Here is a 26,659-nt window from a genome sequence, read left to right as displayed (position 1 = left end):
GCCGCGAAGCCAAAGGTTTTTCCTGAACGGGATCGCTTCGCTCCACTTCGTTCCGCTCGCAATGACAGCTATTCAGACATTTGTTTAGAAGAGAACTCCATCGTGATCGCCATAATTTCCGGTCGATTCCCAATCCGAATGGGCGGGCCCCATGTTCCCGAGCCGCATGAGACATAGACGTGTGTTGCGCCCTTTCGTTTATATCCCCAGCTCACCTCGTACACTGCTTTTGTGATAAAATTGAAGGGCCAGATCTGCGCATGGTGCGTGTGGCCGGAAAGCTGAAGATCGATTCCATGTTGCTCGGCCTCTTCGAGATGGAATGGTGTATGGTCCATCAGAATGATTGGCTTCGACTTATCGAGTGGCTCAACAAGCTCGGCCAGCGGCTTCCGCTCGTAGTGCGCGAACTGCTTCGCAGCCCGGTCCTCGCGCCCTACGAGGTAGATTCCTGCAACATCAGCGCATTCATCGCGCAGCATCCGTATGCCGTGGGCTTCCAGGTATGCGCATGCCGTTTCGACATTCCCGATATACTCATGATTGCCGGTGATCGCATAGACTCCATACTTGCTTTCGATCTTCTTCAACTCGCTTCCCAGATCAAGCTGCATGACCGGATGCACATTGCCATCGACCTGATCGCCAATCATCAGAACGAGATCGGGTTTGAGCGCATTGATCTTCGCAACAAACTGGCGGACCATGCCACGTCCAACCAGCGTGCCCATGTGCATATCGCTGATCGCTGCAATCTTCATAGGCGTCCCGGCCTTGTCGATGGAAATTGTAAGTGGGCGGACTCGTGTGCGTCGCGCATTGATGAAGCCCAGAATCATCGAAGCGAAAATCACAACGCTCGCGATGCCTGCTACCCACTCCTTTGTCTCCGCAGCATGGACGTACCACGCAGCGGGCAGAAAGCCAAGGCCATAATCCAGGAGCCTAACCAGATCGATCAGAACCGCCGCCAAAAAGTACCAACTCATGATTCCGAGCCAGAACGATCCGATCCAGGTCAGAGAATCGCTCAGCAGGGAAGAGTGCGTGGTCTCAAGATATTGCCCGACGAGTGTGCTGATTGCAACCAGCAAGAAGAGCGGCAAAAAGACGAAATGGAACCATGAGTCCGAAGGAATGCACTGCTCGAGCCGGACGCAAAGATAATAATTGATCGATCCATAAACGGCCAGGACGATCGAGAAGAATATGAGGAAAGACCGGCGGCGTTCGCGGCGGCGTTCGCGAACCTCGAGTTCTGCGTTAGAAATGCTCAACGTGATCGACAAAAACAGCTTTGATTTCCTTTTCCAGGTGGGCCTTTAGCGACTTAAGATCCTCGGTGGCGGGATGAATACTGGCGAGAAATCCCTCGGCGAGACGCCGTTTGTGGCCGGCCGTAGCGTCGGCAACGCCCAGTGTCTCCTTCGCCCATGCAACTATGGAGCGCTTCGTCGGTACGCCTTCGAGTTCGTCGAGCGGCCGGGCCATGAGTTTGGGATTGTGCTTCAGGCGCCGCAAGACATCTTCTAGCGTGAGCATTGCGGAAAGCTGATCGAATGCGCCGGAAACTTGATACAACTGCATTAAAGTATCATACGACCGTTGGAACAGCGTCTTTTCCTCGGCGACCCCTGCCGTGCAGAGTAGCAATGAGAGCTTCTGAATATCGGCGCGCTCGGTATAGCGTCGGCCATGCAGAAATGCAATCGCTCTTAAGACATCCAACGTCTTGGCCTGTGTCCGCGGCGAAATGTAGAAATCCTTTGTGCGCAAGTGTGATTCATGCGGCCGTTCCTGCAACAGCCGGTTGCGTTGGATCTCGTAATGCCGAATCACAAGATTCATAAAATAGACAAGATCCGGACTAATCGTTATCGGGTATTCCGGGACCTCACCACGTACTACATGCGTCGCATACGCAAGGTCGGCATACCGGATTTTGTTCGGCGGCTCGATGGTATTGCCAAGATTCCGCAGATATTGCTGAGATATTTTGTATTGGTAGAACGCATCTTTATCCGGATGGACGAGCGCTTTAAACAAGAAGCGGTCCATGAGCGCTTCGGTGATTTCCGAGAGCCGCAGGTAGTTTGTCGCGGCGATCACCGTGTGAATATTCGCGTGTCTGCGCTGGACACCGCGAACCAGTTCGCGCTCGTTCAGCAGCGAAAGCAGAGCGCGAAGCGTGTAATCATTGGCGTCGAAGATCTCGTCGATAAATCCGAACTCACTTTCGACCAACGAGCCTTCGGTGTTATGGATGATGCGGCCTTGCTTTAACTCCTCGAGCAGGAGGCCTCCGAAATACGTATCGGGCTGCTGCTCCTTACTGGCCTGGACCTTGAAAGTCCTGGCTCCTTCGAACATCCGGAAGACCTGTTCGGCGAGCAGTGTCTTGCCAACACCAGTCCGGCTTTCGATCAGTACGTGCTCGCCAATGAGGAGCGCGACAAAAATCTGCTCGATTACCTCTTCGCGGTTGACCACTCGCTCCTGCACAAAATCAATCGCTGCTTTCAGCGATTCGATCAGGACCCCGGTATCGGGCGCCACGCCATTAGAATGAATCGCGGTGGACACGCTGGTGGCAGTCGGGATTTGGACTTCAGTCATGGACGGTGATGCAGGGGCGAAATAGCTCGCCTCGTGTAACACCTGAAATGCACAACGCAGGGCAGAAAGTTGCTTTGGGCGGCCCCCAAAAAAGCAGAAGTGCTAACGTGCCAGTATGTCATAGCAGGTTAGCACTTCAAAACGCGCAGGCAAACTACTCTGCCTTGAAATTCTCGAGAAGTTTTTTCTCGCCGGATTTATCGAAGTGCACCAGGATGGCATTCCGGCCACTGGCGGTCACTTCCTTGGACATGACGGTGCCGACATCGTCCCAATCCTTATGATAAATTGCTTCTCCGATCGCGAAAATGCGAGAGGGAGTGTACGGTGTGCATTCGGCCGCCATGAGATTCGTGTGGGCTTTTGGCTTTTCCGCCATGAGCGCGGTCAGGTTTACGAGCATCGTGTTGTGACACTTCGTGCATCGGACCCACAAATTCTCGTTCTGCGGTTCGGTCGAGTCCTTATCAATCGGCTGCGGACCTTCGCCGGCCATTCGCGTCCGTGCTTCCCCAACGATTTCCTTCCGGGCCGTGCGCGTGCACTCACTACAGAGCATGAGCCCGGTAATATACTTGGAGCGTCGCCGCGTGCGTGTCGTCTTGGGTGCCTTGGTTGCCGTCGCTTTCGCCTTCGTCGCCATGTCGTCGTAATATACCGCAGTTGTGCAGGGGCGCGTTCTACTCCGCTCGTTCAATCGACGAATCACTCAGGGGAAATGCCCAGGGCGAGCGCCATGCGGAAAACCGAACACGAAGCAAAAACACCATTCGATCCGGAGAAACTTACCGGTTCCTCGTTATGCTTCGAAAAGCTTTTTGTTCTTGACCTGCAAATAGACAAAATTCCAGAAAGAGAGTAACGTATTTCAGCCCAATCTTCGTTCCCAAAGGAGCAATAATGTCATATTGTGGCTATTAGAAAAATTCGCCGTGAATTTTTCGCAAAACGCCTTGGGCGGCATCGGAATCCACCAAAAAATTGATCGATCTGTCCGATCCGCCATAAGAAATCATTTCGCAGTTCGTACGTCCCAATGAGCGGAAAATGCGGGCAGCAATTCCCGCATGTTCCCTCAGACCGGGCCCGACCAGTGTGATCAGGGACCGGCCGGACTCGACCTCGATCTTCGTTCGACCCTCCATCGCCGCGCGCAATGCCGTTATGGGGCTTGCATCGCGGAAAACATACAGCGCGCTGCCAACGGAGAACGCTACAGCGACCGGAGTGGCACCAGTTTCCCCAAGTGTATCCCAAATCGCCTGTTGCACCCCGGCTTCCTGTACGATAGAACTTAACCCCAGGCGCACCGCGATCACATCTCGAAGAAGCGCAATGCCAGTGATTGGATGACTATTACTTGCCTTAGTAGTAATCGTCGTACCTGGCTTTTTCGGTTCTTTTGAAGAGAGCACGCGGACCGGGATACCTTTCTCAACGGCAGGCCAAATCGTCTCGGGATGCAGGACCTTCGCGCCGAAATACGCCAGTTCGCTTGCGTCCTGAAACGAAATGCGCTCGATCGATCTGGTGCCTCGGACCAAACGAGGATCGCAAGTCAAGATGCCGGCAACGTCCGTCCAAATTTGTATTTCCGGGACTTTGGCATGTGCCGCAAGCGCGACACCCATGATCGCGGCGGAGAAATCCGAGCCGCCGCGGCCAATCGTCGTCGTTTCGCCTTCGATCGTAGCGCCGATAAATCCTTGCGTGACACCGATGGCGCCTGAGGCCAGCTCCTGCGCGACCTTTTTTATGTGCCGGGTGGTCTCGCTGAGCAACGGACGAGCGGCGGTGAACTCGCCGGAGGTTACGAAGAACTCTCTGGCATCGAACAAGTGGACTGGAATCGACTTATCCCGCATTGCCACGGAAAGCGCCGCCTGAAAGATCAAGGTCGAGGCACGCTCGCCGACGGACTCGAATTGATCCCGGTTGCGCGGCGTGAGTTCACCCAGCAGGTGGACGCCGCGGGCCAGCAGGCGCACGCTCTCCCACAATGAATGCAGCGAACCATGGACAGCATCGAACACTTCGCCTTCCGGCAGCAATTCTCGCGCAATACGAGCGTGACGCGCTTCGAGTCGGTCGATCGTTGCTTGTGCCGGATGCAAATCACTCTTGATCGAGAGCTCGCTTAGTCGGATCAACTCGTTCGTCACCCCGGAACATGCCGAGAGCACCACCAGCGCCCGTGTCCGCGGACCGACGCCGTAATCGCGTACGATCTTGATCGAACGCGACATCGCACGGGCATCCTCCACGGAAGTTCCGCCAAATTTCTGTACAATGAGTTTGTATGCTGCCACAGGCGACAGCTAACACACCGCGCGTCCGAATCGCGCCACAATATCTGGCGCTTATTGCTTGCTCTCGACTACTTCGCGAAGCGAAGCCTCGGCCCCAAGGTGTCTGGCAGCTGGAAGGACGGCAACCTGATAGCCCTTCACTTTGAGTAGACGGGAATAGTATGAGTCTTCGCCAGAGAGTTCACTGATGCCTTCGGCGATCGGAGGATAACCTAACTCGTGAAAGAAGTCGGCGTTGAGGAAATTGAATTGGCCGTTGAACGACGCGCGAATCTTGATCTCTTCCATCCCACGACTGAGTCTGACAGGGATACGCTTGATCGTCGGATGATTATACTCTTCCTCAGCGTCGTCGGTCATGTTCACGACTTTGACGTGCTCGCTCGCCAGTTCTTCAAGGAGGGTTGTTGCATCCAAAATGAAGGGCCGGGTGACATCGACATCATCATCGAGAAAGACCAGATAGCGAAGCCGCTCCAGCGAAAGTACCTTCAGTGCCTGGACCAGCGCGAAGCTCTTCTGCCATTGCGGCACTTGCTCGTGAGTGTTAAGCAGAAGCTTTTGGATGACGCCGTGCTCGAGCATTTCGAGCAGTCGTTCGCGTGTCCCGTCGGTACTGCCATTATCGACGACCAGAATCGGAAGGTCTGGCTCGTGTTTGCGAAGGCTCTCGATCGTGCGCCGGCCAGTATCGCCGCGATTGAATGAGACCATGATAGCCCAGACTCCAGCGCCGTCAGCGGCGGGCTCGAACTCCGGTGCCGCCCGTGCCATGCGCGATTCAATGCGCCCGAAGCTATCCAAGATCAGCTTCCGTTGCTTATGAAACAGCCGGTGCGTGCGCTTCTGATAGAGCCAAAAGGCTCCAACGTTCAGAAGCAGGATTGCGAAAAACAGGATGATGACGATTGTCATGGAGTTCAGCTAACAACGGCGGCTACCGAATCCCGCCTTTCATTTCGCAACAGACGCTTGGTGTGTTTGTACTTTCATATTCATAATTGCTGCCATTTTTGAGCCATTTTCGCTGTGTGAGTCAATATTATTCATTAATAGATTCTCTCTTTTGAATTGTAATTTAATGAACTGCCGCTCCCTTCTCGCAATTTCTCGATAATCGATTTTCAATTAGCAATGTGGTGCCCGTGACCCACGCTTCTAGTATAAGGCAAGAATAACCGGGATGCAGGCACTTACGAAAATAAATCGAGAATTGCGGATAGCCCCTTGTTCCCCAGGCGCAACCGGTTGTTGGGAACAGGAGGGATCTTGCAGGAACATATTATGGGTTCCGATTCTTTTCTCACAGTCGTCATTTTTTTCAAAACTTAGTCGCCATGAATAACCAGCAAGGCTCTGCGCCCAAATCTTGGGCCGATTTCCCAATCATGTCACCGATTGACCCTCGGGCAATCATTCAAACATCGTCGTTTCAAGACAATGTCAATGCACGATTGATGGACTCAAGAATCTATACGTGGCAAATGGCGGTTGCCTACCGGCTGCATGCGCTACTCAATTAATGAACCTTGATGGCACATCCGTAACAAACATTTGTTCGGATGGCCCCGGAGGCACCGATACAGGAGATCCTGTTCAAGGTATCTCAGCCGTCGGCGTTCGCGGCGGGTCGAATTCTTTTATTCCTATTTCAACATTAGCGGTTCCCGCTCTATCGATCTCTGGCAAAAACAAGACCCCTGCGGCAAGTCCATTGGTGAACCAACTCGCACACTTGTCCAAATCAACTAACAAAATATGATTGGCCGATCCTACATGACGTTTATTTGTGCGGCTGTTATTGGCGTGCAGTGTGCATCGCAAATAAATGCGCCGGAAAATTCCTGGTCGCATTTGCAGATAGGAATTTCATTCGATTCTGCCAAGCGATTGACAGAAGAAGCCGGATGGGTCTCCGGTCCGCCCATTACGGCGGCCGGAATGACTCAAATTTGCTTCACGAATATTCGGATTCCACCGATATCGAATTCCTTCATTGCAAATTTAGCATTTATGAAGGGACACCTTGTTACGGTTAGTTTAGACGAACAACCTTTATATTTGTCAAAAACTTCACAACCAGCCCACACCATACGGGACTACAAACAACTCGTAGCTGTCATGGGGTCGATCTATGGGACTCCGCATGATTCAGGAACAACTTTCACTCCATCAAAGGGTCGCATAGACACGGCTTGCCGGACGCGGTGGATTGATACGACGAAGAGCGGAGTAAGATACCGTATCGTTCAATTCAACACTTTAAACGGTTTGTTGGGTTTTCTCTCGTTGTGATTCTCGATCTGCAACTTTATCTCATTTCTGACATCTGTTATTTTCACTTTGAATGATAGCTACCGGTATTGATGTTTACGATGATCTTATTGATGAATCGTTAATTGTTGAGGCGCTCAATGTTATCCGGCGTTATGGCTTCCGGTACGGCTGGAAATCGAACAACCAGGTATCATTCAGCCATTGGAACCTGCCGCTCTCTCGGACTGGGACGAACTCAGCAAACCGGAAGGATATTCGTGGCGAATTGCCGCCGCCCGTTCTAAAGCTATGGGAATCATTTCAGCCATCGCGTCTGCCGAATACGCCGGTGCTCATTCGAACCTGTTCCAACGGATATACTTACGGCAACGATGGCTACATTCATCAGGATTCGCAGGCTCCCGAGGACATGTCTGCTATCATCTACCTGAATAAAGAATGGAATGCGAACTGGGCTGGCGAGACCGCACTGTTCGATTCGACGGGGGAGATCATCAGGTCTGTTCTGCCCAAATGGCGGCGGCTGCTAATTTTTCCAGCAAACGTGTATCACGTGGGGCGCGGCGTGTCTCGGATATGCCCTCACCTTCGGAATGTGCTCGTTTTCAAAGTGCGGCCGGTTGAGCCAGAGCCTATCGACCAATCGAGAGTAGCATTGGAATGAACGCTCCTTGAAGCAGGTATCGATAATGCGTCCGAACCGAAATCCTTAGATCAACTTCTGAAGACGTACGATAATCTCAAGAATTGGAATTGCCCTGCTCCGGTTTGCTTCGCCGGTGCGTTGTACATGCTCTACGCTCATAATGCTCCTCTCAAAGTATCGTTCGCTGATTTAGTGCGTCCAGGCGTTTTGAGTCTCTTCGGAATCGAGGCGGACCGGCTTGCACAACTCTTTGCTACTGTCGATATTCAAAAGCTCGTTGCGGATGGTAATGCCATTAGCAAGTTTGATGGATCGACAGTGACACTTCAAGATAACGATAAGCAATATCTCATGCTATTCCAGACTGCGGTGATCGATCCCAAGAAGTTAATATCGGACACACCGAACGAAGCGAAAGATGCCGGTAACGCAGCAGGCTAAACCGTTTAGACAATCCCCAACACAATTCCCGCATAACGAAAAGGGACGTGCTCGGCACGTCCCTACATGGCTATTATCTGTTTGCGATCATCTTAGCTTGACATCGAGCGGAGGAATTCCTTGTTGTTCTTGGTGCCGCGCATGCGGTCGAGCAGGAACTCCATGGCTTCAATGGGCCGCATCTCGGCAAGCAGCTTGCGAAGAATCCAGGCGCGGTTCAGGTCTTCTGCCGAAAGCAGTAATTCTTCGTGCCGGGTGCCAGACGCATTGACATCGAGAGCCGGGAAGATGCGGCGGTTGGAAAGCTCGCGCGAGAGCACGACTTCCATGTTGCCCGTGCCTTTGAACTCTTCGAAGATGACTTCGTCCATGCGGCTGCCCGTTTCGACAAGCGCGGTGGAGATGATCGTGAGCGATCCGCCTTCCTCGATATTTCTCGCCGCACCAAAGAACCGCTTTGGGCGATGCAGAGCATTGACATCGACACCACCCGACAGAATTTTTCCGGATGGAGGGATGACGGTGTTGTGCGCGCGTGCCAGTCGCGTAATCGAGTCGAGAAGAATGATTACGTCTTGCTTGGCCTCTACCAAGCGTTGCGCCTTTTCGATCGCCATATCGGCAACCTGCACGTGACGCTCCGGCGGCTCATCGAATGTGGATGCAACGACTTCGGCCTTGACCGAGCGTTCCATGTCCGTTACCTCTTCGGGCCGCTCATCAATGAGCAACACGATAAGTTTGGCGTCCGGATAATTTCTGGCGATAGAGTTCGCAATCTTTTGCAGAATGACTGTTTTACCAGCCTTCGGCGGCGAGACGATGAGTCCACGCTGCCCGAGACCGATCGGACAAATAATGTCCATGATCCGCATGGTGTATTCACCCGGCGAGGTCTCGAGAATGAGTTGCTTGTTCGGGTAGAGCGGCGTGAGATTCGCGAAGAGCGGACGGTCCTTGCCGAAATCCGCCGGCATGTAGTTCAGCTTATCGACTTTGACCAGCGCGAAAAACCGCTCGCCGGTCTTCGGAGGCCGGACGGTACCTTCGATGGTATCACCCGTCCTCAGATTGAATTTCTTGACCTGGCTTGGGGAGACGTAAATATCGTCGGGAGAGGGGAGGTAGTTGTAGTCGGGGGAACGGAGAAATCCGTAATTCTCCGGCGGAATAAGCTCGAGAACTCCGGTTGCGGGAGTGCCTGCTTCTTCGACGGCTATGCCGACCGCTCCGATTCCGACTCCGTCGGTCTGTCGCTTCAGGGCATCGGCTTCGAGGATCCGAAAGATCAACTCCTGCTTGCGCATGTCGGCGTAGCCTTCGATGCCAAGATGTTTGGCAAGATCGTTGAGCTCGACGATCTTCCGGGTTTTTAATTCAGTTGCGTTCAATGCTGCCATGAGAAAGGGTATGGTAATGAAAGTCGTGCGATTTTCTCGCAGAGGCGCTCGACCATCAAAGGCCGTTGCGCTCGAATTCGGATGACCGGTCGCCTGATGCACGAGGGGCGGTGCTTATCACCGCACAAATGCTAAGGCGCTCAAGAAAATCGAATGATTGGAATAATGGTAAAACGCTCGGGTTGATGAGCCTTTGACCGGCGTGGATGATCGATCAGTTGGATGAACAATCATCCGTGGTCGAGCGATCATTCTAATGATCGATTAACCACCAAGTTCACTCTTGAAATTAGCTACCGAGTCGTGCCGTTGGAAATCATGCCGCCTGGCGCACTGCCATTCGGCATCATGCCGAACCAATACCGTTCTGTAATTGGGGTTCCGGTGGATCGTTCTTCCGGCGAGTCACTCGAGGTGCTGGAGCGCAACTGCGCGCCGCCTTACGAGTGAGGAGCACAAATGGACTCGGAAACTGCCTGTTTCAAGCGAATTCTGCGGACTGGGCTTTGTGCTCGGATTGGTTAAACGCCGTTGGAGCCACCAAAGTTCTATACGAGATCGCCTGCGCGAAGAAATTCCCCACAGACATAATGCGATCCCGATACCAGAATAGTATCTCCCCGAACTGCCAGACTCATAGCAAGTCTTACGCCATTCGGCACCGTGCCGCCATCGATCGAGTCAAGTCCCGCCTCGATTGCCGCCTGATGCAGATCCGAACTTGGCAGTGCCCTCGGAGTTTCAGCCTGAAGCGCCACAAATCGCGAGGCAAACCCGTGAAGAATATTCAAGGCCCCCGCAACATCTTTGTCCCGCATGATCCCAAAGGCGACAATGGGCCGAATCCCTTGCGAAGTGAAGAAATCCTTCACGCGAAGTAAGGCATCCACATTGTGCCCGACATCGAGGAATAGTCGCACTCCGCGTTCCGACAGGCCGGTCGTTTTTACCTCTTCAAGCCGCGCCCGAAGACCGGTCAGCTTCGCAGTATCTTCGATTCCGCGATGAAAGTTGTGCTGGCCACGGGTGCGGGGAAGAATTGCCAGGGTAGCGATCACGGTCTGAACATTCTCAACTTGATGTTCTCCGATGAATGGCGCGTTTCCCTTGACAGGACGGATCGACGCACTGCGAACGAACGTGATTGGAGTTCGAGTCTCCCGTGCCCGCTGCTTGAACGTCGATTCCAGTTGTGGCGAGCAGTTCACAACCGCTGGCGATCCGAACTTAAAAATGCCGGCCTTTTCCGAGGCAATCGATTCCAGCGTGGGACCCAGGATCTGCATATGATCATAGCCGATCGAAGTAATGACAGTCGCAAGCGGCTTTTCCAAAACGTTTGTCGCATCCAACCGTCCGCCGAGACCCGTTTCGATGATGGCAATGTCGACATGATGCCGCGCAAAATGATCGAACGCCATCGCGGTCGTGACTTCGAAAAACGTCGCTCGCAATGCTTCGACGTTCGGCCAGATGCGTGCGAGAAAATTCGTGACTTCCTCTTCGGAGATCATTTCACCATCGATCCGGATGCGCTCGCGAAAATCGACAAGGTGAGGGGAGGTATAGAGTCCCGTCCGCTTGCCAGCCGATTGCTGGACAGCCGCAAGCATCGCAGCCACACTGCCTTTGCCGTTTGTGCCAGCGATGTGAATCGATGGAAACATGCGCTCGGGATGCCCAAGCAGATCGAGCAGTGCGCGAATATTCTCCAACCCGAGCTTCATGCCGAAGAACTCGAGTTGAAAGAGGGCATCGAGACGCTGGGAATAATCAGACATACTATCAGGCTTCGATTGTCTGCCGCTTACGGGCAGTCGTCTTCTTTGAGCCAGGCTGTCCGAGAGTGAGAGCTTCCACGATCAACGCGCGCGCATTCTCGATGGCACTTGCGCTAAGTGCATCGCCGGAAATCAGCCGGGCAACCTCCTGCACGTGCTCCGTCTCATTAAGCTGCCTCAATCGAGAAGTCGTAAGTCCATTTGCTGTCTGTTTCTCGGCAACGTAATGCGTATCACCAAACGCTGCAATTTGTGCGAGATGGGTAATGGCCAGCACTTGATGGCTCGCCGCAAGTGCTTTCATCGCACGCCCCACGTGCTGTGCGACACGACCTGAGACACCGATGTCAATCTCGTCGAAAATCAGCAGGCCGACCGGATCGTTCTTCGCCAGGACCGATTTGATCGCAAGCATCACGCGTGAAATCTCGCCGCCGCTAGCCACGCGCGCCAGTGGTTTCGGTTCTTCGCCGGCATTCGTTGAAATGAAGAATTCGACATCATCGATGCCGTGCTGATTCGCTTCAGCCACATTGCCATCCAGTTGCAGTGTGACCAAACTATCCTTCGTAGCCTGTCGGAAATCAATGGCGACCCTGAACTGTGCATGCTCGATGCCCAGATCGGCCAGCTCGCTTACAATACCGGACTCGAGTTTCTTCGCCGAAGCCTTACGAGCCTTCGAGAGCTTCACAGCGAGCCGCGCAAGTTCTTCCCGCCGGCCCACAAGCTCCCGTTGCTTCTCCTCGATAATCTCCTCGAACTCACTCTCGAATGAGAGCTTGCTTTCGAGCTCAGCTTTCTTCTGCAGGACGGCATCCAACGTGCCGCCGAATTTCTTTTTGATGCGTTGCAGGAGTACTGCTCGCTCGCGGAGCGATTCCAGCCGCTCGGGATCGAGCCCGACACGTTCCGAATATCGCGATGACCACTGGATCACTTCATCGACGCTCGCCAAGGCCGAAGAGAGTTCGGCAAGTGGCTCGGCGAGGGATGGATCGATTGACACGAGGCGTGTGAGGTGCTCTTTGGCGCGGCTCAGTGTTTCATGCGATGCGCTGTCAGCTTCATAGAGGATGTTGTGGATTTTCGACGCGGCAGTCGAGAGCGCCTCGGCATGTTCGAGCAACAGAAGGTCGGACTCGATACGCGAGTCCTCGTTTGGCTCGGGGCTTACCGCGAGTATCTCCTGAAGCTGGAAGTCGAATAAGTCATGCTCCTGGCGCAAGCGTGCCTCGCGCGAGCGAAGCTCCTCGATCTCTTGCGCGAGTGCCCTCAGATGATCGCGCTTCTCGCGGTACTGTGTGCGTTCATGTGCGAGCTCGGCAAAATCATCGAGCATCTCGATGTGGTTCGCAACACGGAGCAGTGATTGATGCTCGTGTTGACCGTGGAGATCGACTAATTGCTCGCCAAGCGCTTTCAGTATTTGCGCATTCGCAGGAGAATCGTTGAGGAATGCCCGGCTCGTGCCGCGACGCATGACTTCCCGGCGAATGATGAGCGCGTTCGACTCACAATCAATGGGCTCTGATTCAAGATACCTCTTGAGTGCAGAATCGCTGGCCATATCGAATTCCGCTTCGACGATCGCCTTCTCCGCTCCGGAGCGAATCACATCCGCCGAAGCTCGATTACCAAGCAGCAGACCGAACGCACCGAGCACAATCGACTTGCCCGCGCCAGTCTCGCCCGTGATGATGCTAAGGCCCCGCGCAAACTCGACGCGGAATTCCTCGATCAGCGCGTAGTCTTTGATGTAGAGCGAGCGTAACAATTACGAATGACGAATTACGAATGTGCTTGAATTGTGATTACAACGCATTTGCCTTCAAGGTTCATAACAAAAATGGGGACTCGGCGAGCCCCCATTCGTAATTCGTAATTTGAAACTCGTAATTATGTCGTCTTGCGGCGCACGTCCTTCGAGCCGAGGGCACGGAGGTGGTACAGCTTGGCGCGGCGGACAACGCCGGCCTTCACGAACTGGATGCTGGCGATGCGCGGTGAGTGGAGCGGGAATACACGCTCGACACCGACGCCGTTCGAAACTTTACGGATGGTGAACGTCTCGTTCAGGCCAGAACCGCGGCGGGCAATGACGATTCCCTCAAAATGCTGGACCCGCTCCTTGTCCCCTTCGAGGACGCGGACGGAGACGTTAAGCGTGTCGCCAGCGCGAAATTGAGGAATATCCTGACGGAGTTGGGCGCTGGTTACGGCGCGAAGTATCTGTTCCATAGCTATTATTAGTCGTTTTCAGGGTCAGGATTTCTATTGGTGGGCCGATAACCGCAGGGAGGGCCGAGAAGTTCGCTAAAATAGAGAGGACTGGCATCCATAGGGCCAGAAGTTCGTATTTTTGACAAAGATTCGATTATGGAAGAAAATCCTGCCATCAATTTGGATTCAAAGTGCACGTACCCACGTGGATGCCATCAGACGATAAACAAAGACCACAGTGACTCACTATGCGTCTTTCACTGCACGCGCGAGGATAAGGGCGTAACGGAAGCGCAGTATCAGGCACTCTTAGAGAGTCGAATCAGCGAAGGTGATCTGGATTTTCGTGGGTATGTCTTCCCTTGGACCGTTCACTTTGGACTCTATCCCGAAATCGCAAATGAGGCAAAGCCTACGAATTTGAATTTCGCCGTTTTCGAAGGTAATGCGATATTCGATGGTATACAATTCCGTAGCGTTCTCTTCAACGCTACGGAATTTCACGGTTTCGCTTCGTTTCAGCGAACCACATTCGAAAAGGAAATAGAATTTAATGCAACGAGGTTTCTTGGCGGAGCCACATTTGATGATGCAGAGTTTCGAGGCAAGCGAACAACGTTCAATAGAGCAACAATTAGAGGCGACATTTGCTCGTTCTTAAGAACACGTTTTGTAGGTACGGTTAGATTTGCAAGTATGCAATTTAGATTGCAGAATCGGCTAACGTTCAGCGAGGCGACTTTTGAGAATGATGTCGTTTTTGCAGTAGTACTGATTGCAGCACGCAGTACTGAATTTTCCAAGGCTAATTTCAAGAAACGTATCACATTTTCAGAAGTAAATTTCGTGCTTAGCCCTCCTAGGTTCAGCTTCGTTCAGTTTGAGGCCGATACGAATTTCTTCTTGGTTGCATTTCGGCGCGGTGCCTACTTTGCGAACTGCCGGTTCCTGGGCCAAAATGTCGATTTCAATTCTGTAAGCGTTAGGGAAACTGTTCAGCTGCTAAATACTCGATTTGCGGGCAAAATCGCGTTTGATAAAACATTTGTGCTTGGTAGCCTCGATATCGGAGCGACGTATTTTGAGAAGGATGCTTCATTTAGTTTTAGGAGACCAGTTGAACTCAAGTTGCCTGACCATCGCCTTCCGATTCAGTTCACTCGAACGATTCGTTTTTCGGAGACTATCTTTAATGCGACGGTAACGAAGTTCTTGGTTATCACTTGGGATCCGATGTCAAAACTTCGTGTCAGCTTCGATCAGTGCGTAATGTCGGGTGTGCGATTTATCGGCTGTTCAATGCGTGCTGTCTATTTCCGTGGGACACCGATTCAGGATGTTAATTTTATCAATTCAGCTTGGGGCTTGGATCCAAGGCAATTCATGAGAATACCATTCACTAGAAAAGGTCTACTCGGAGCTGAACTTGATCTTAACGATGACCAGAAGAAAAATCATGCCGTCTATGGTCCTTTGGCCGATCAGTATCGGCAACTAAAGGTGGCACTCGACCATGATCATGATTATGAGAACGCCGGACACGCGTATTACAACATGTGTGAGATGAAGCGATTGGAAGCAAAATTTGTCGGGAAAAACCAAATCTTCCGGCGGTTAGGCGGGAATTTGACGCGACGCAAGATGCAAGGCTATCGGATGTCATCAATCGATTTCTTCTTTAAAGAACTTCCTTCGTGGTTTAACGGAAAGATTCAATCTGGGGCTTACCAATTTTATAAGTTGTTGGCCGGCTATGGTGAGAAGCCACATTGGAGCATAATGTGGCTATTGTTCTTTGTAATTGCCATTTCCGGGCTCAATCTTAGATTGGGTATTATTGAGAGGCTAGATGCTAAGCATCAACGAATCATTGGGTATAATTTTGGGACATCACTGCCTGATTGGGGCGATTTTATCAGAGCTGTCGCTTTCACAGGAGAGCACATGAATCCAGTTAAACTTTTTGGTGATAAAGAAAGTGTATTTGTCGGGACTTCTGACGTTACCGCCATATTGATTCGTTTTGTTGCCAATACTTTGCTTTATGTTGTCCTTACATTTTCGTTGATTGGCCTACAGCGGCGGTTCAAGCGATTCTAGTCATTCCAGTGTCCCCACCTCATCTCGAGAGATAGAGCCTTGCTGCCAGCGGACAATCGAATCGCCGAGCATCCCCGAAATCCGGCGCGCGCCGATGGGGGTGAGGGCGTCAAGCTGCCACTCAAGTACGCTCGTCAGCGCGCTATGCGGATCGGATACTTTTCAAACTGCGAATCGGTAGTGATGACGGTCAGCTCTTCAACGATGCTCTGCGCAATGATGATGCGGTCGAAAGGGTCACGGTGATGATGTGGTAGCCGCCGCAGTTCCAAAAGATGATCAACGCTGATCGGCAAAATCGTGAGCCCGCTTCCAAGAACGTACTGATCGACGAGTTCATGGAACGACACATCCAACCGCAGCTTACCAGAGCCATCCTTGATGGCGAGCTCCCAGAGACTTGCAACACTAATCTGATAGGGGTTGGAGGGATCCTCGATATATGAGCGGGCAATTTGCGGCAGTCGCGCGTCACCCATCACGTACCAGAGAAACGATTGGGTGTCGAGAAGGAGATTCACAGCCTAAATGTACTGACCGAATTCTTCGGGAGTATCATTGAAATCGTCAGACATGAAGATTTTTCCCTTCAAACTTCCGAACTTCAGCCGACTCTTTTGCTGGAGAGCAATCGGTGTCATCTTCATGACTGGAGTATCATGGTCGGTGAGGACGATCTCCTCGCCACGAAGCACGTCGCTGAACACGCTCGAAATGCGAGAGGCGGCTTCTTGAATGGTAATCTGATGCATGGTGTCGTCCTTTCGCTTAGCAGGCCTGGCAACCCTGCCATGCTTGAAAAACCGCGAAAGAGAGTATCGGGTTCGATTGCTCGGAAGTAATCCTGTGGACACACTATTCCAGCGTCTCCACCTCATCTCGAGAGATAGAGCCTTGCCGCCATCTGACAATCGAATCACCGAGCATCACCGAAATCCGGCGGGCGCCGATGGGGGTAAGATGGTAGTTGTCCTGGAATTCGTCTCGCGTGAAGAAGCCTTTGTGATCGAAATTCCAGAGCGGGATATTCATCTCACGCGCAAGCGCGAGCGCAGCACCATAGCTCTCGGCGCGATGCTCGTAGGGAATGTCCACTTCACCCGGTGCGCGCTGGCGGAGCGGCGCGTTGTAGAGAGCAACCTGAATGCCGTGCTCCTTACATAGCCGGACGATCTCGCGCAGGTCCTGATAATACACCGAAGAGAACTGGTAGTCGCTATCGAGTGGCGGATGATTTTCGCCGAACATCATGCGATCGAAGAGGTTCAGATTCGGTACATCGCGGAAGGCGTTGTTCGCCGCGAAGAGATACTGATGCAGGTGATCCGCGGCGAGGAGTGGCGCGAGCGCTGTCGGTCCATAGCGGAGGATATTCCATAGCGTCTTCGACTTGAGTTTGATCGTTGCGGTGTCTTTCGTTTCAAAGAAGGCGTGGACCGTTGAGACGCGGTTGAACTCCTGTATACAAACACCATAGACGACGCATGTGGGCTTGAGTCCCTGATCGAGCATGGCGCGGAACATCGGCAGGTTTGCCTCGGCGGAAAATCCGCCCGTCCCGGCGTTCATCGTTTCGAATGGAGTATGATCTTTGGCGAAGACGGAATCCATCGCGCGCTCCGAGACTCCACGCTCGACGACAGAGCTGCCCAAGAACAGTACCATCTCTCGCTTTTGTGCTGGTAGCTTTGCCGAAAGATCGACGGCCATCTGGGCGCGGAGGAGTCCGTAGAACGTCCGCTTGTTTGCGAGCGGCAGGTGCGGTACGGAAATCGTCGCCACATAGATCAGCGCATACGCCACGATGCCAATGCCAGCAGCACTCAGAACGAGGTACTGAAATTCAGCGCGATACTTCTTGATAAAAGATTCTCGCATCAGAATTGAAAATAGACAAATGGCAGGCTATTATCCGATCCCGCGATGAGGACAAGCGCTAGGAGCGTGCCGAGTACGACAGCGCGCGTCACGACGTTCATGCGGCCCAACAACTCTACGCCGAAGTGCGTATACTGCAGCGAATCCATCGCCAGCGTTAGCAGCACAAACGGAAGAACAAAGAGCGTCTCGCCAAACCGCATTCCTGGCCGGAACATGAAGATGTTGGCGATGTAATTTGCCGCTGCGCCAAAGCTCGGACTCCGAAAGAGGACAAGCGAGAACGCGAAGAGATTGAATGTTACGAATACTTTGAATGGCGTCCAAAAGGTCCACGGGTTCGTGCCGTAATGCTTTGGTATCGTCTCGCCGCGCCACGAGGCCCAGGCTTTGTGTACTGAGAGTGAGATGCCGTGCACCGCGCCGAACGCGACGAAGGTCCAGTTCGCGCCGTGCCACAGGCCGCTCACGAACATCGTGATGAGCAGATTCAGGTAGGCTCGCGCGTGGCCTTTTCGGTTTCCGCCGAGTGGAATATAGACGTAATCGCGCAGCCAACTCGAAAGTGAGATATGCCAGCGCCGCCAGAACTCAGTAATGTTTTGCGAGAGAAGCGGAGTGGCGAAGTTCAGATGCAACTCGATACCAAAGAGCTTGCTCACGCCGCGCGCGATGTCGCTATAGCCGGCGAAATCGCCATAGATCTGGATCGCGCACAGCCACAGTCGCACAACGAGATCGGTACTCGACATACCCGCCGGGTTTAGGAACGCCCGATCGACAATGGAGGCGAGGGTGTCCGCGATCAGCACTTTGCGCAAATAGCCAACGAGCATCAGCGCCAGTCCGTCACGGATCTGCTCCTTGCTGACGCGCCGCTCGTGCGTAAGCTGCGGGATGAGTTGGTGCGCCCTCAGGATCGGCCCCGCGACGAGATGCGGGAAGTACGAGACGAACAGCGCGAAGTCGAAGAAGTCATCGACCGGATCGAACTTGTCCCAGTACACATCGATGACATAGGCCATCGACATGAACGTGTAAAAGCTGATACCGATCGGCAGCGCGAGTTGAATGGTGATCGGGTTCACATGGAATCCAATCCCGCGCAGCATCGCTTCGAACGATGTGATGCCAAAGTTCGCATACTTGAATACACCGAGCACCAGCAGGTTCGTCCCGATCGAAAGCCGCAGCCATAGTTTTTTGCGCTGTGGCGTGGGTGCCTTCTTAATCGCATGCGAAGCGTAATAATCGACGACGACCGTCAGGCCAAGCAGTCCGAGGAAGCGCCAGTCCCACCACGCATAGAACACGAGACTCGCCAGCAGCAAGAACCTGTTTTGTCCTATGAAGGGCAACAGGTAGTAGCCGATGAGAACAATCGGCAAGAATATGGCGAAAGCGAGACTGTTAAAAACCATTCAGGTGCCTCTTAACTTTCTGGTACGCGAAGTTGTGCCGCAAGGCTATGGGCAAAACGGAATCCCTGAAAGGGATTCCTGAAAGGCCGCCGGGAACATTCGTAGTTTTGAAGTATGAAGCTGCCGAATGGAGAGCGGGCCATTATCGCGGATGAGAAGCTCGATCAGTATTGCTTGAGTCCAGATCACGACGAGGGGCATCATAAAGCCTATCTCTTTTCGAAACTGCTTGGGTTCGATCGAAGCAATCAGGATCAGCTCCGGTCCTTGCTGCGGGAGATCATTGAGACCGAGGAAGTGGCCTTCACCCGTCCGAATGAGTACGGAATGCTCTATTATGTCGACACCACGATTGTTCGCCCTGAGCGGACATTCCGATTTCGCAGCATTTGGATCATCCGGCAAAACGAGGATTTTCCTCGCTTGGTGAGCTGTTACCTAAAACGGCGAAAGGCGCCAGAACGGAGACGAACATGAACGCTTCAATCAACGAGTTAGACGTGGTTGCACTTCTGGAAGATATTCCGGCAGAAGGGCTTTCGCGAGGGGATGTTGGGACCATTGTGGACGATTCCGGCTCGGGGTATTACCTTGTCGAATTCTCAGATCGCTTCGGCCAGACTTATGCGCTTCCTGCTCTTCGTGCCGAGCAGTTTCTCGTGTTACATCATATCGATAACGAGAAGGTCGTTGCATAATGGTCGAAATCAAAGTGTTTTGCAGACTACTATGTATGGCGTTACTCTTTGCAGGGTGTAACACCTCCACGTCGTCGACCGAAGCGCCGCTTTCCATAATCAATGGGACTTGGAAATCGGATGACTACAAGCATGGCGTTCAAACCCTATTAAGCATTGATAGCCCATCGGCGAGCATATCATGGGCCGGGGCGCAATCTGAACCTGCTATTGCTTTCAATTCGGTCGCCGATACAATAATCCACATCACCTCGAACCACCAGCAGATCGCTACGATTTCCTTCAATCTCAGTTTGATTTTCCCGCATGATTCGCTTACTTTGGGAGTCGAACCTTCGTGGGCGAGTGATACACTCTCCAAACTTGGTTTCGTTACATACTATAGGCGGGATACTATTTTGGGTCCTTATGGTAGCTATTTTTTTCATCGGTAGCATTGAGTTATGCTCGCGATGCTTCAATGCGTTGACCCAAACGATCTGCAGGAAATCGCTCTACAATACCTTGTCGATGCTCGTGATTGGTTTGCCAGTTCGAGCTATTTCGTGCGCACTGCGAGTCGTCGCCGCGGACAAACGAATCGCCATTCATTTTTAAGGCAAGTATTTTCCTTCAGTTTTGCATCGAGTGTTCCCTAAAGTCAATAATCGCCGCATCCAAGATCGATAATGATTCCATGGAGGGAGCGGAACTGCGAGTCTTGTTGAGAAGGAAGAGAAGCCATGACATCAAAGCACTCTATGAAGACGCTCTGCTAATTATCGGTGAGAGGGATGAGCTGTCAACCCTTTCTCGTCTACGATTTGATGTCAGTGATCGCTATTCAATCGAAACTCTCCAAGAACAAATCAAGACAGGTTCAATCAGATCTCTTCAGTGGAACAACTATTACTTTCCAGCCGAAGCATTATTGCGAATAGCGGAAGAACAGTACGCTCCTTTCGCAATCCGTCGGCATGTCCAAGATGGCTGCAAAGCTTAGGCTGATTGAACGCCTCGTTCGGTCGTCAAACTTTTCGCCACCCCATTCTTCCGTCCCTCAAGCCCGCGCATTTCCTTATGCACCAAACTAGCCTTCACAAACTCTCGGAAGATCGGGTGTGCTTTCGTCGCGCGGGATTTCAGTTCGGGATGGAACTGCACGCCGACGAAGAAGGGATGCGCCGCATGCGGCAACTCGACGATCTCGACCAACTTGCTGTCCGGCGAGACGCCGCTCATGACCATGCCGGCTTCTTCGAGCATCGGACGATACGCGTTGTTCAACTCGTAGCGGTGGCGGTGCCGCTCGGTGATAAACTGATCGTGGTATGCCTTGTTGACAATCGAGCCGCGCTTTAAAATGCACGGATAGCTGCCCAAACGCATCGTCGCGCCTTTGGTCTGCACTTGCTTTTGCTCGGGCATGAGATCGATGACCGAGTCGCGCGTTTCTTTGAACTCGCTAGAGTTTGCCTCCTTGCGTCCACAAACATTGCGCGCATACTCGATTACAGCGCACTGCATCCCAAGGCAAATACCGAAGAACGGAATCTTCTTCTTGCGAACATACTCGATCGCTTTGATCTTGCCTTCAACGCCGCGCGAGCCAAATCCCGGTGCAATTAGAACACCATCGATGTCTTTGAAGTAGGAGTCGATGGAGCGCTTCGTCTCTAACTCTTCCGAGTTGATCCAGACAAGCTCGACCTTGGCGTCGTTCTCCGCGCCGGCATGGACGAACGCCTCCGAGATCGACTTGTAGGCATCCTGAAGTTGGATGTACTTGCCGACGATTCCGATGCGGACGGATTTCTTCGGATTCTTTACTTTATCGACGTACTTGCGCCATTTTGTAAGATCGCGCTTGCTGCTCGTCGGCAGGCCAAGCTTCTCGAGGACGATTGCGTCGACATTCTCCTCCGCGAACGTGAGCGGGACTTCGTAGATGGTTGGAGCATCACGCGACTCGACGACCGCCTTTGTCTCGACATTGCAGAATAACCCGATCTTCTCGCGCAGAGCTTTCGAGAGCGGCCGCTCGCTGCGGCAGACGAGCACATCTGGCTGAATTCCGATTTCTAACAGCGTCTTGACCGAGTGCTGGGTCGGCTTGGTCTTGAGCTCGCCCGCGCTTGCGATGTACGGCACATACGAAAGATGGATCGAAAGGCAGTTTTTCTTGCCGACTTTCATCATGAGTTGCCGGATGGCTTCCAGGAACGGCAGCGATTCGATATCGCCGACGGTCCCGCCGATCTCACTGATGATCACATCGAACTCGCCGGTGCGCGCAAGCTGCGTCATCCGGCGCCGGATTTCGTCCGTGATGTGCGGGACGACCTGGACGGTCGCGCCCAGATAATCGCCGCGCCGCTCGCGCTGGATGACTTCGTTATAGACCTGTCCCGTCGTCGTGTTGTTCGCGCGGGTCATGTTCACGTCTAAAAACCGCTCGTAGTGGCCGAGATCGAGATCGGACTCCGCGCCATCCTCCGTCACATAGACTTCGCCGTGCTGATATGGCGACATCGTGCCCGGATCGACATTGATGTAGGGGTCGAATTTCTGGATGGTGACGCGCAGGCCGCGGGACTTCAGCAGCAGGCCGAGAGAAGAGGAGACGATCCCTTTTCCGAGCGAGGAGACAACCCCGCCTGTGATAAATATGAACTTGGTCTGGTGCTTCGCTCTGGTTTTCGCCACGCTCCGGTATTACTCCGCTCTGGATTACAAAAATACGAACTGCCGCCGCGCTAACCAAGAAAACCGGAAGTCCGTGCGGCGAAGGGAAAAATTACCGTTGCTTCAGAATTGTAAACGTAACATCTTGAAGTTCTTTGAACTCCTTGATGTCTTTCAGCCCAAATGAGAAGTCCTCGCCGCCGGCGATACGCTTGGTTCGCTTGTTTTCAGTAGGGCCCAGAGCATTCGCAAATACCCGCAGGTGGAGTCCGACATCATCGGGTAAACAATCGAGCAGAAGTCCCACCATCTCAAGAGAATCCGACGAGGAAAGATGACGGCTATGGTAGGACAACACAAGACTATTTGGCGTATTCGTGACACTTAGCGTCATCTTGCTGGAGACTTGCGCCTTGCCTAGGAGCGCATAATCGTGTCGATCAGCCAGCAGGGAGAACGCTGCTGGAAGCGAGTCCGCATTCGATACTTCAATCGCCGTTGTGAAGAAGATCATCGAGTCCACGGTTGTATCGTACATTCGCAGCGATGTTATCCCATGGGTTCCAACCATGCGGTGGACACTTGTGAGAGAATCCATCTCGACCTGGTGTACCAAATGAAGAGCGAGGTGGCAGCTATCGAGAAACGCTCGCTTATTGAGACTGATGCTGTCATGTCTCAGCGTACGTGCAAAATCATAGATCATGGCGAAGTAGCTATCGCCAAATCCCGTCGTCTGCCTCAGCGTGAATGTTCCATTGGGATGAACAACCACATCGTAGTAGATTTCGAGACAGCCCGAAAAACCGAAGCTCGCGAGAAAAATTAGAATCGAAATTGTGCGGCGCATCACGCTTCCTTTAGCCGAATAACATTTGACTCCTCCACTAAGTGCATGGGGGTAAACGTAACTTTTGGCGCGCTCATGTGTTCGATTGTTAATAGATCCGTTTCTCCAAGTGATGCGACATCGACTCGTTCTGGCACTCCTCCTTCTCTCAAGCATATCCGCAGCGCAGACGCCGGATGCGCCCCGGCTGCTCTGGAAGACGGAACGCATTTCGGGTGTGACAGCCCATGCCTTTTCGCACTCGGGCAAAACACTCGCGATTGCAAGCGACAGTGCCCTGCAATTCTGGGATGTGCGTGGCCACCATTTCACTCGAACGCAACAGATTCCTGCGGGCCGGCACTCCGAGATGCGTTTCGCGCCGGGTGATACAGCGCTCGTCCTTCTTTCGAGCGAAATCGTCTATCGGTATTCTGGCGGGCTTGCTGACGTGCCGATGCGTGGTAGCGACCTGTTCTCTGTTGTTCGACTGAGTCTGAGGAATGGTCACGCTGTGAGGCTTGACTCCGATATACGTTTATGCAAGTGCATGCTTGCCCCCGATGGAATCCACATTGCAACGCTTGGGACAAATGGCATCCTGACACTTCGAGTCATTGGCAGCACCGACACAATTGCATCCGCCGTGATGCCCGCCCGTCGAGAGTGGCCGAACACCTATACGATCTCCTTCAGTCAGGACGGATCGAAGCTCGTGGTGTATTGGTACGGGCAGTTATTGATCTATGACGCACGAACGCTGGGTAATAGACGGTTCATCGAGGACAGCTTTGAGTACGGGACACCTAAAGTTATTGGCAACACCGTGTTCCTTACGCGAGGAAGACGGGGAGAAGTGGCATCATTGATTGATACTCGCAACGGTCAATTGACTGCTCTGCAACCATCGTCTCGAAGTGTACCCCCTCGGACCGTACTCGAACAACCGGCATCCGCAGCGCTGCTTGCGGATGGAGACTACCTGATTGCCCGATATGAAGTGCAAACCTGGGGGATGGCGATCGAAGGTGGACCAGGCGATGGATTGGATAGCCTCTTTGTCTATCCACGCGATCATTCCGAGCGGCCGTGGGGCATCGGATTAAGCCGAGTCATGGAAATTCTGGATGTTCTGCCCGGCGATGGTACGACCCTGCTCATTGGCAGTTATGATGGATTGCTGATGACCGTGAACGTTCGGACGCACGAGATAGAGTACATCAACCGCCCGGCAGAACAACTTCTTGGGTTCAGTTCGGATGGGAAGACCTTATTTACTGGTAATCTCTATGCGCTCGATGCTCAGGACGGTCATGTCCGGTGGGCGAAGCATGGCTTGCCATCCGAGCGATTTCTCTCACCCGATGGCCGGACGATTGTTCAGCCGTTCGGGCATGATGGCTCGGTGTTACTCCTGGATTGTGATGGCAATAGCCAGATGCTTCCGAATACGCTCGGTGAGTGGCGGTTCGTGGTCGGGCTTCTTGGGAATGACACCATGCTTGTGAGAAGCTCGAAGGATACGTTCACGATCCATCGCCTTCCGTCACTGGAGGTCCTGAGAACAGCTCCGGACCTAAGGAGCATCCCACGTTTCATATCTGCTGGAGCGAACAAGATTGTTGCATTTGGCAGTGATTGGCAAGGCAATGACACCGCCAACCTTTATGATTTCGCGAGTCGAAGAATTCTCGCGCGATTTAGTGCTGGGCCAGGCACAGGCGTCCGTTCTGCCGCTGTTTCTTCTGATAGTAAGTTCGTTGCGATCGCTTCGTGGAATGATTCGGCCAAAGTCTGGAATACTTTCGACGGCTCTTTGATAGCGACCTTCAGCGCTCGACGGGCGGATCAAATCGGATTTTCGCGTAATGGATCCTGGATTTTCTATTGTGCTACTCAGTCTGGCGATACAGCCATGTACGCATCCGAACGCTCGTCTGGACAAACGATTGAATTTGGTGGAGGCGATAGGGTCACCAGCTTTGCACTTAGCCACGACGGAAGAAGACTCGCACTCTCGCGGAGCGGCGGAATCGAGATGTATGAGACTCCTGTGAAATGGTAGGGCGGGTGCCTTGATGCCCAGTACGCGATTCAGCATCGAGTCAATCTAATAGATGGACTCCTATGCCGAAAATCCGCCGCGGCGAATGCCACTGATTCTGATCCTTTTCTAAAAAGAAATAGGTGCCCGTACGATTAATTCTTCGCTTGCCTCTTGACTTCCGTGTTTCGGCGCCCTATATTCGATTGGGTGATGAAGGGCACCCATTGTTCATTGACAACTAAGCTGCTTGCCGTTTGGCAACATGGCGATTTTCGCGCAAACGGAGAGGGCATTCATTAAATGACAATTCAAAAGAGAGTAACTAAAGTATTACTTTAACTTTGGGCACCTGTTTCAGGAGGCAACATGGCGAAATTGGTGTTCCGAAACTGGAACCTTGCCAGCCCTCGGGTTGTCCTCGTCTTCCGGTACTTCCAATTTTGAACTACACGTTCTCCCAACGTCATGAAAATACTTGCAGCTGCATTCGCTTTGGTTCTCAGCGTGAGCCTCCTTATCGGTACGACGATGCTCCGTGCATCCGGCTCCGGCAAGTCCATCTTCCTCGATAACAAATGCTCAAGCTGCCACTCGATCGAGTCGCAGGGCATTGCGCGCACCGGCTCGGGACCTGTGGGCGGCAAGGAACCGCCGGACCTATCGACCGTCGGGTTGCGGCACAGTGCTTCGTGGATGACGCAGTGGCTCCAGAAGGAAGTCGAGATGAATGGCAAAAAGCATTTGAAGAAGTTTGCTGGATCGGATGACGACCTGGCGAGTCTTACGTCGTGGCTCGCATCGCTGAAGTCAGCGAAGAGCAGCGCAGCGCCCGCGCCGAAGCCCAAGCCTCCGCAGCCGCACGTCGAAGCGCCGAAAGCAATTGACACCACGCCGAAGGTGCAGGTTCCTCCCGCGACCGATACAACACACGTCGCGCTAACACCTGCGAAGTCATCGCGCTCCGCGTTTTCCGATGTGATTGCGCAGCATCCAATTCTGTTCGCCGTTCGCAAGACTACTCCGCAATCCGATTCAGCACTTCGCTACGCGACGGATTTGCTTTTAAAGAACAAGACGATGAAGGTCGAGATCCAGGGGCATTGCGATTCGGTGGAGAGTCCGAAGCATGCCACACAGCTATCGAAGAACCGAGCGTTGGCAGTGCGGCGCTATCTGGTCAGTCACGGGATTTCCGCCAAGCGGATTACGGTGGTCGCTCTTGGTGCGACGAAGCCCGAGGCATCGAATGCCACCGAAGAAGGCCGACAGGCGAATCGGCGGGTAGACTTGCGACAGATTAAGTAGGGGAGGACAGCTGCGAGCAACGGA

The 26,659-nt window shown here is 53.0% G+C and carries 24 protein-coding genes; 9 read left to right on the top strand and 15 right to left on the bottom strand.

The window, feature by feature from the left end; genetic code table 11:
• Positions 1-68: 68 nt before the first annotated feature.
• From Q8902_11575 to Q8902_11555, 5 genes are all read right to left on the bottom strand, one after another.
• Entirely contained in the window at positions 69-1,277 is a 1,209-nt protein-coding gene (locus Q8902_11575) for a metallophosphoesterase (GenBank protein MDP4200196.1), read from the bottom strand.
• A complete protein-coding gene (locus tag Q8902_11570; GenBank protein MDP4200195.1) occupies positions 1,264-2,616 on the bottom strand; it encodes an AAA family ATPase in 1,353 nt (450 codons plus the stop codon). The genes Q8902_11575 and Q8902_11570 overlap by 14 nt, the downstream gene beginning before the upstream one ends.
• A 154-nt stretch (positions 2,617-2,770) precedes the next feature.
• Positions 2,771-3,259, bottom strand: a complete 489-nt coding sequence (locus Q8902_11565; GenBank protein ID MDP4200194.1) for a hypothetical protein — start codon at positions 3,257-3,259, stop codon at positions 2,771-2,773.
• A gap of 274 nt (positions 3,260-3,533) precedes the next feature.
• Complete coding sequence (locus Q8902_11560) at positions 3,534-4,925, bottom strand: aspartate kinase (GenBank protein MDP4200193.1); 1,392 nt, start codon at positions 4,923-4,925, stop codon at positions 3,534-3,536.
• 51 nt (positions 4,926-4,976) lie between these two features.
• A complete protein-coding gene (locus Q8902_11555; protein MDP4200192.1) occupies positions 4,977-5,840 on the bottom strand; it encodes a glycosyltransferase in 864 nt (287 codons plus the stop codon).
• Positions 5,841-6,262: 422 nt separating this feature from the next.
• Here Q8902_11555 and Q8902_11550 point away from each other — a divergent pair, with 422 nt between their 5' ends.
• The 3 genes from Q8902_11550 (at position 6,263) to Q8902_11540 (ending at position 8,289) form a co-directional block, all read left to right on the top strand.
• A complete protein-coding gene (locus Q8902_11550) occupies positions 6,263-6,448 on the top strand; it encodes a hypothetical protein (GenBank protein ID MDP4200191.1) in 186 nt (61 codons plus the stop codon).
• A gap of 824 nt (positions 6,449-7,272) precedes the next feature.
• The gene (locus tag Q8902_11545) at positions 7,273-7,866 is read left to right on the top strand and encodes a 2OG-Fe(II) oxygenase family protein (protein ID MDP4200190.1); all 594 of its coding nucleotides are present in this window, start codon (positions 7,273-7,275) and stop codon (positions 7,864-7,866) included.
• Positions 7,867-7,992: 126 nt separating this feature from the next.
• Positions 7,993-8,289 carry a hypothetical protein gene (locus tag Q8902_11540; protein MDP4200189.1) on the top strand — a complete coding sequence of 99 codons (297 nt, stop codon included), beginning with the start codon at positions 7,993-7,995 and terminating at the stop codon, positions 8,287-8,289.
• Between the two features lie 92 nt (positions 8,290-8,381).
• On the opposite strand, the gene rho is transcribed toward Q8902_11540, so the two are convergent.
• The 4 genes from rho to rplS form a co-directional block, all read right to left on the bottom strand.
• Positions 8,382-9,689, bottom strand: a complete 1,308-nt coding sequence (gene rho / locus Q8902_11535) for a transcription termination factor Rho (protein ID MDP4200188.1) — start codon at positions 9,687-9,689, stop codon at positions 8,382-8,384.
• A 548-nt stretch (positions 9,690-10,237) separates the two neighbouring features.
• Positions 10,238-11,470, bottom strand: a complete 1,233-nt coding sequence (locus tag Q8902_11530; protein ID MDP4200187.1) for a folylpolyglutamate synthase/dihydrofolate synthase family protein — start codon at positions 11,468-11,470, stop codon at positions 10,238-10,240.
• A 4-nt stretch (positions 11,471-11,474) separates the two neighbouring features.
• Entirely contained in the window at positions 11,475-13,247 is a 1,773-nt protein-coding gene (recN, locus tag Q8902_11525; protein ID MDP4200186.1) for a DNA repair protein RecN, read from the bottom strand.
• A gap of 122 nt (positions 13,248-13,369) precedes the next feature.
• Positions 13,370-13,711, bottom strand: coding sequence for a 50S ribosomal protein L19 (gene rplS / locus Q8902_11520; GenBank protein MDP4200185.1), 342 nt, complete (start codon positions 13,709-13,711; stop codon positions 13,370-13,372).
• Between the two features lie 138 nt (positions 13,712-13,849).
• On the opposite strand from rplS, the gene Q8902_11515 reads away from it, so the two are divergent.
• Positions 13,850-15,793, top strand: coding sequence for a pentapeptide repeat-containing protein (locus Q8902_11515; protein ID MDP4200184.1), 1,944 nt, complete (start codon positions 13,850-13,852; stop codon positions 15,791-15,793).
• 134 nt (positions 15,794-15,927) lie between these two features.
• Here Q8902_11515 and Q8902_11510 read toward each other — a convergent pair whose 3' ends face one another.
• The 4 genes from Q8902_11510 to Q8902_11495 form a co-directional block, all read right to left on the bottom strand.
• Positions 15,928-16,314, bottom strand: coding sequence for a type II toxin-antitoxin system VapC family toxin (locus tag Q8902_11510; protein MDP4200183.1), 387 nt, complete (start codon positions 16,312-16,314; stop codon positions 15,928-15,930).
• Between the two features lie 3 nt (positions 16,315-16,317).
• Positions 16,318-16,545 carry a type II toxin-antitoxin system prevent-host-death family antitoxin gene (locus Q8902_11505; protein ID MDP4200182.1) on the bottom strand — a complete coding sequence of 76 codons (228 nt, stop codon included), beginning with the start codon at positions 16,543-16,545 and terminating at the stop codon, positions 16,318-16,320.
• Positions 16,546-16,648: 103 nt separating this feature from the next.
• Positions 16,649-17,671, bottom strand: coding sequence for a hypothetical protein (locus Q8902_11500; protein MDP4200181.1), 1,023 nt, complete (start codon positions 17,669-17,671; stop codon positions 16,649-16,651).
• Positions 17,671-19,092 carry an MBOAT family O-acyltransferase gene (locus tag Q8902_11495; GenBank protein ID MDP4200180.1) on the bottom strand — a complete coding sequence of 474 codons (1,422 nt, stop codon included), beginning with the start codon at positions 19,090-19,092 and terminating at the stop codon, positions 17,671-17,673. Before Q8902_11495 ends, Q8902_11500 begins: the two co-directional genes overlap by 1 nt.
• Positions 19,093-19,206: 114 nt before the next feature.
• Between Q8902_11495 and Q8902_11490 the strand changes: the two genes are divergently transcribed.
• Genes Q8902_11490 through Q8902_11480 form a run of 3 tightly spaced genes read left to right on the top strand, consistent with a single transcriptional unit; the run spans position 19,207 to position 20,224 of the window.
• On the top strand, positions 19,207-19,569 hold the full coding sequence (locus tag Q8902_11490; GenBank protein ID MDP4200179.1) for a hypothetical protein: 363 nt from the start codon (positions 19,207-19,209) through the stop codon (positions 19,567-19,569).
• On the top strand, positions 19,566-19,790 hold the full coding sequence (locus Q8902_11485) for a DUF4926 domain-containing protein (GenBank protein ID MDP4200178.1): 225 nt from the start codon (positions 19,566-19,568) through the stop codon (positions 19,788-19,790). The genes Q8902_11490 and Q8902_11485 overlap by 4 nt, the downstream gene beginning before the upstream one ends.
• A 35-nt stretch (positions 19,791-19,825) precedes the next feature.
• The gene (locus Q8902_11480) at positions 19,826-20,224 is read left to right on the top strand and encodes a hypothetical protein (GenBank protein MDP4200177.1); all 399 of its coding nucleotides are present in this window, start codon (positions 19,826-19,828) and stop codon (positions 20,222-20,224) included.
• Between the two features lie 544 nt (positions 20,225-20,768).
• Here Q8902_11480 and Q8902_11475 read toward each other — a convergent pair.
• On the bottom strand, positions 20,769-22,475 hold the full coding sequence (locus Q8902_11475; GenBank protein ID MDP4200176.1) for a CTP synthase: 1,707 nt from the start codon (positions 22,473-22,475) through the stop codon (positions 20,769-20,771).
• A 91-nt stretch (positions 22,476-22,566) separates the two neighbouring features.
• Positions 22,567-23,304 (bottom strand): hypothetical protein, encoded by a 738-nt coding sequence (locus Q8902_11470; protein ID MDP4200175.1) that lies wholly within the window; start codon positions 23,302-23,304, stop codon positions 22,567-22,569.
• A 112-nt stretch (positions 23,305-23,416) separates the two neighbouring features.
• On the opposite strand from Q8902_11470, the gene Q8902_11465 reads away from it, so the two are divergent.
• Together Q8902_11465 and Q8902_11460 are read left to right on the top strand one after the other, a co-directional pair.
• Entirely contained in the window at positions 23,417-25,348 is a 1,932-nt protein-coding gene (locus tag Q8902_11465) for a hypothetical protein (protein ID MDP4200174.1), read from the top strand.
• A 447-nt stretch (positions 25,349-25,795) separates the two neighbouring features.
• The gene (locus Q8902_11460) at positions 25,796-26,635 is read left to right on the top strand and encodes an OmpA family protein (protein ID MDP4200173.1); all 840 of its coding nucleotides are present in this window, start codon (positions 25,796-25,798) and stop codon (positions 26,633-26,635) included.
• The last annotated feature ends 24 nt before the right edge of the window (positions 26,636-26,659 follow it).

Source organism: Bacteroidota bacterium, from assembly GCA_030706745.1.
Classification (GTDB): domain Bacteria; phylum Bacteroidota; class Ignavibacteria; order Palsa-1295; family Palsa-1295; genus PALSA-1295.
Note: the sequence above shows the minus strand (reverse complement) of the source record. Positions and strands in the feature narration are given on the sequence as shown.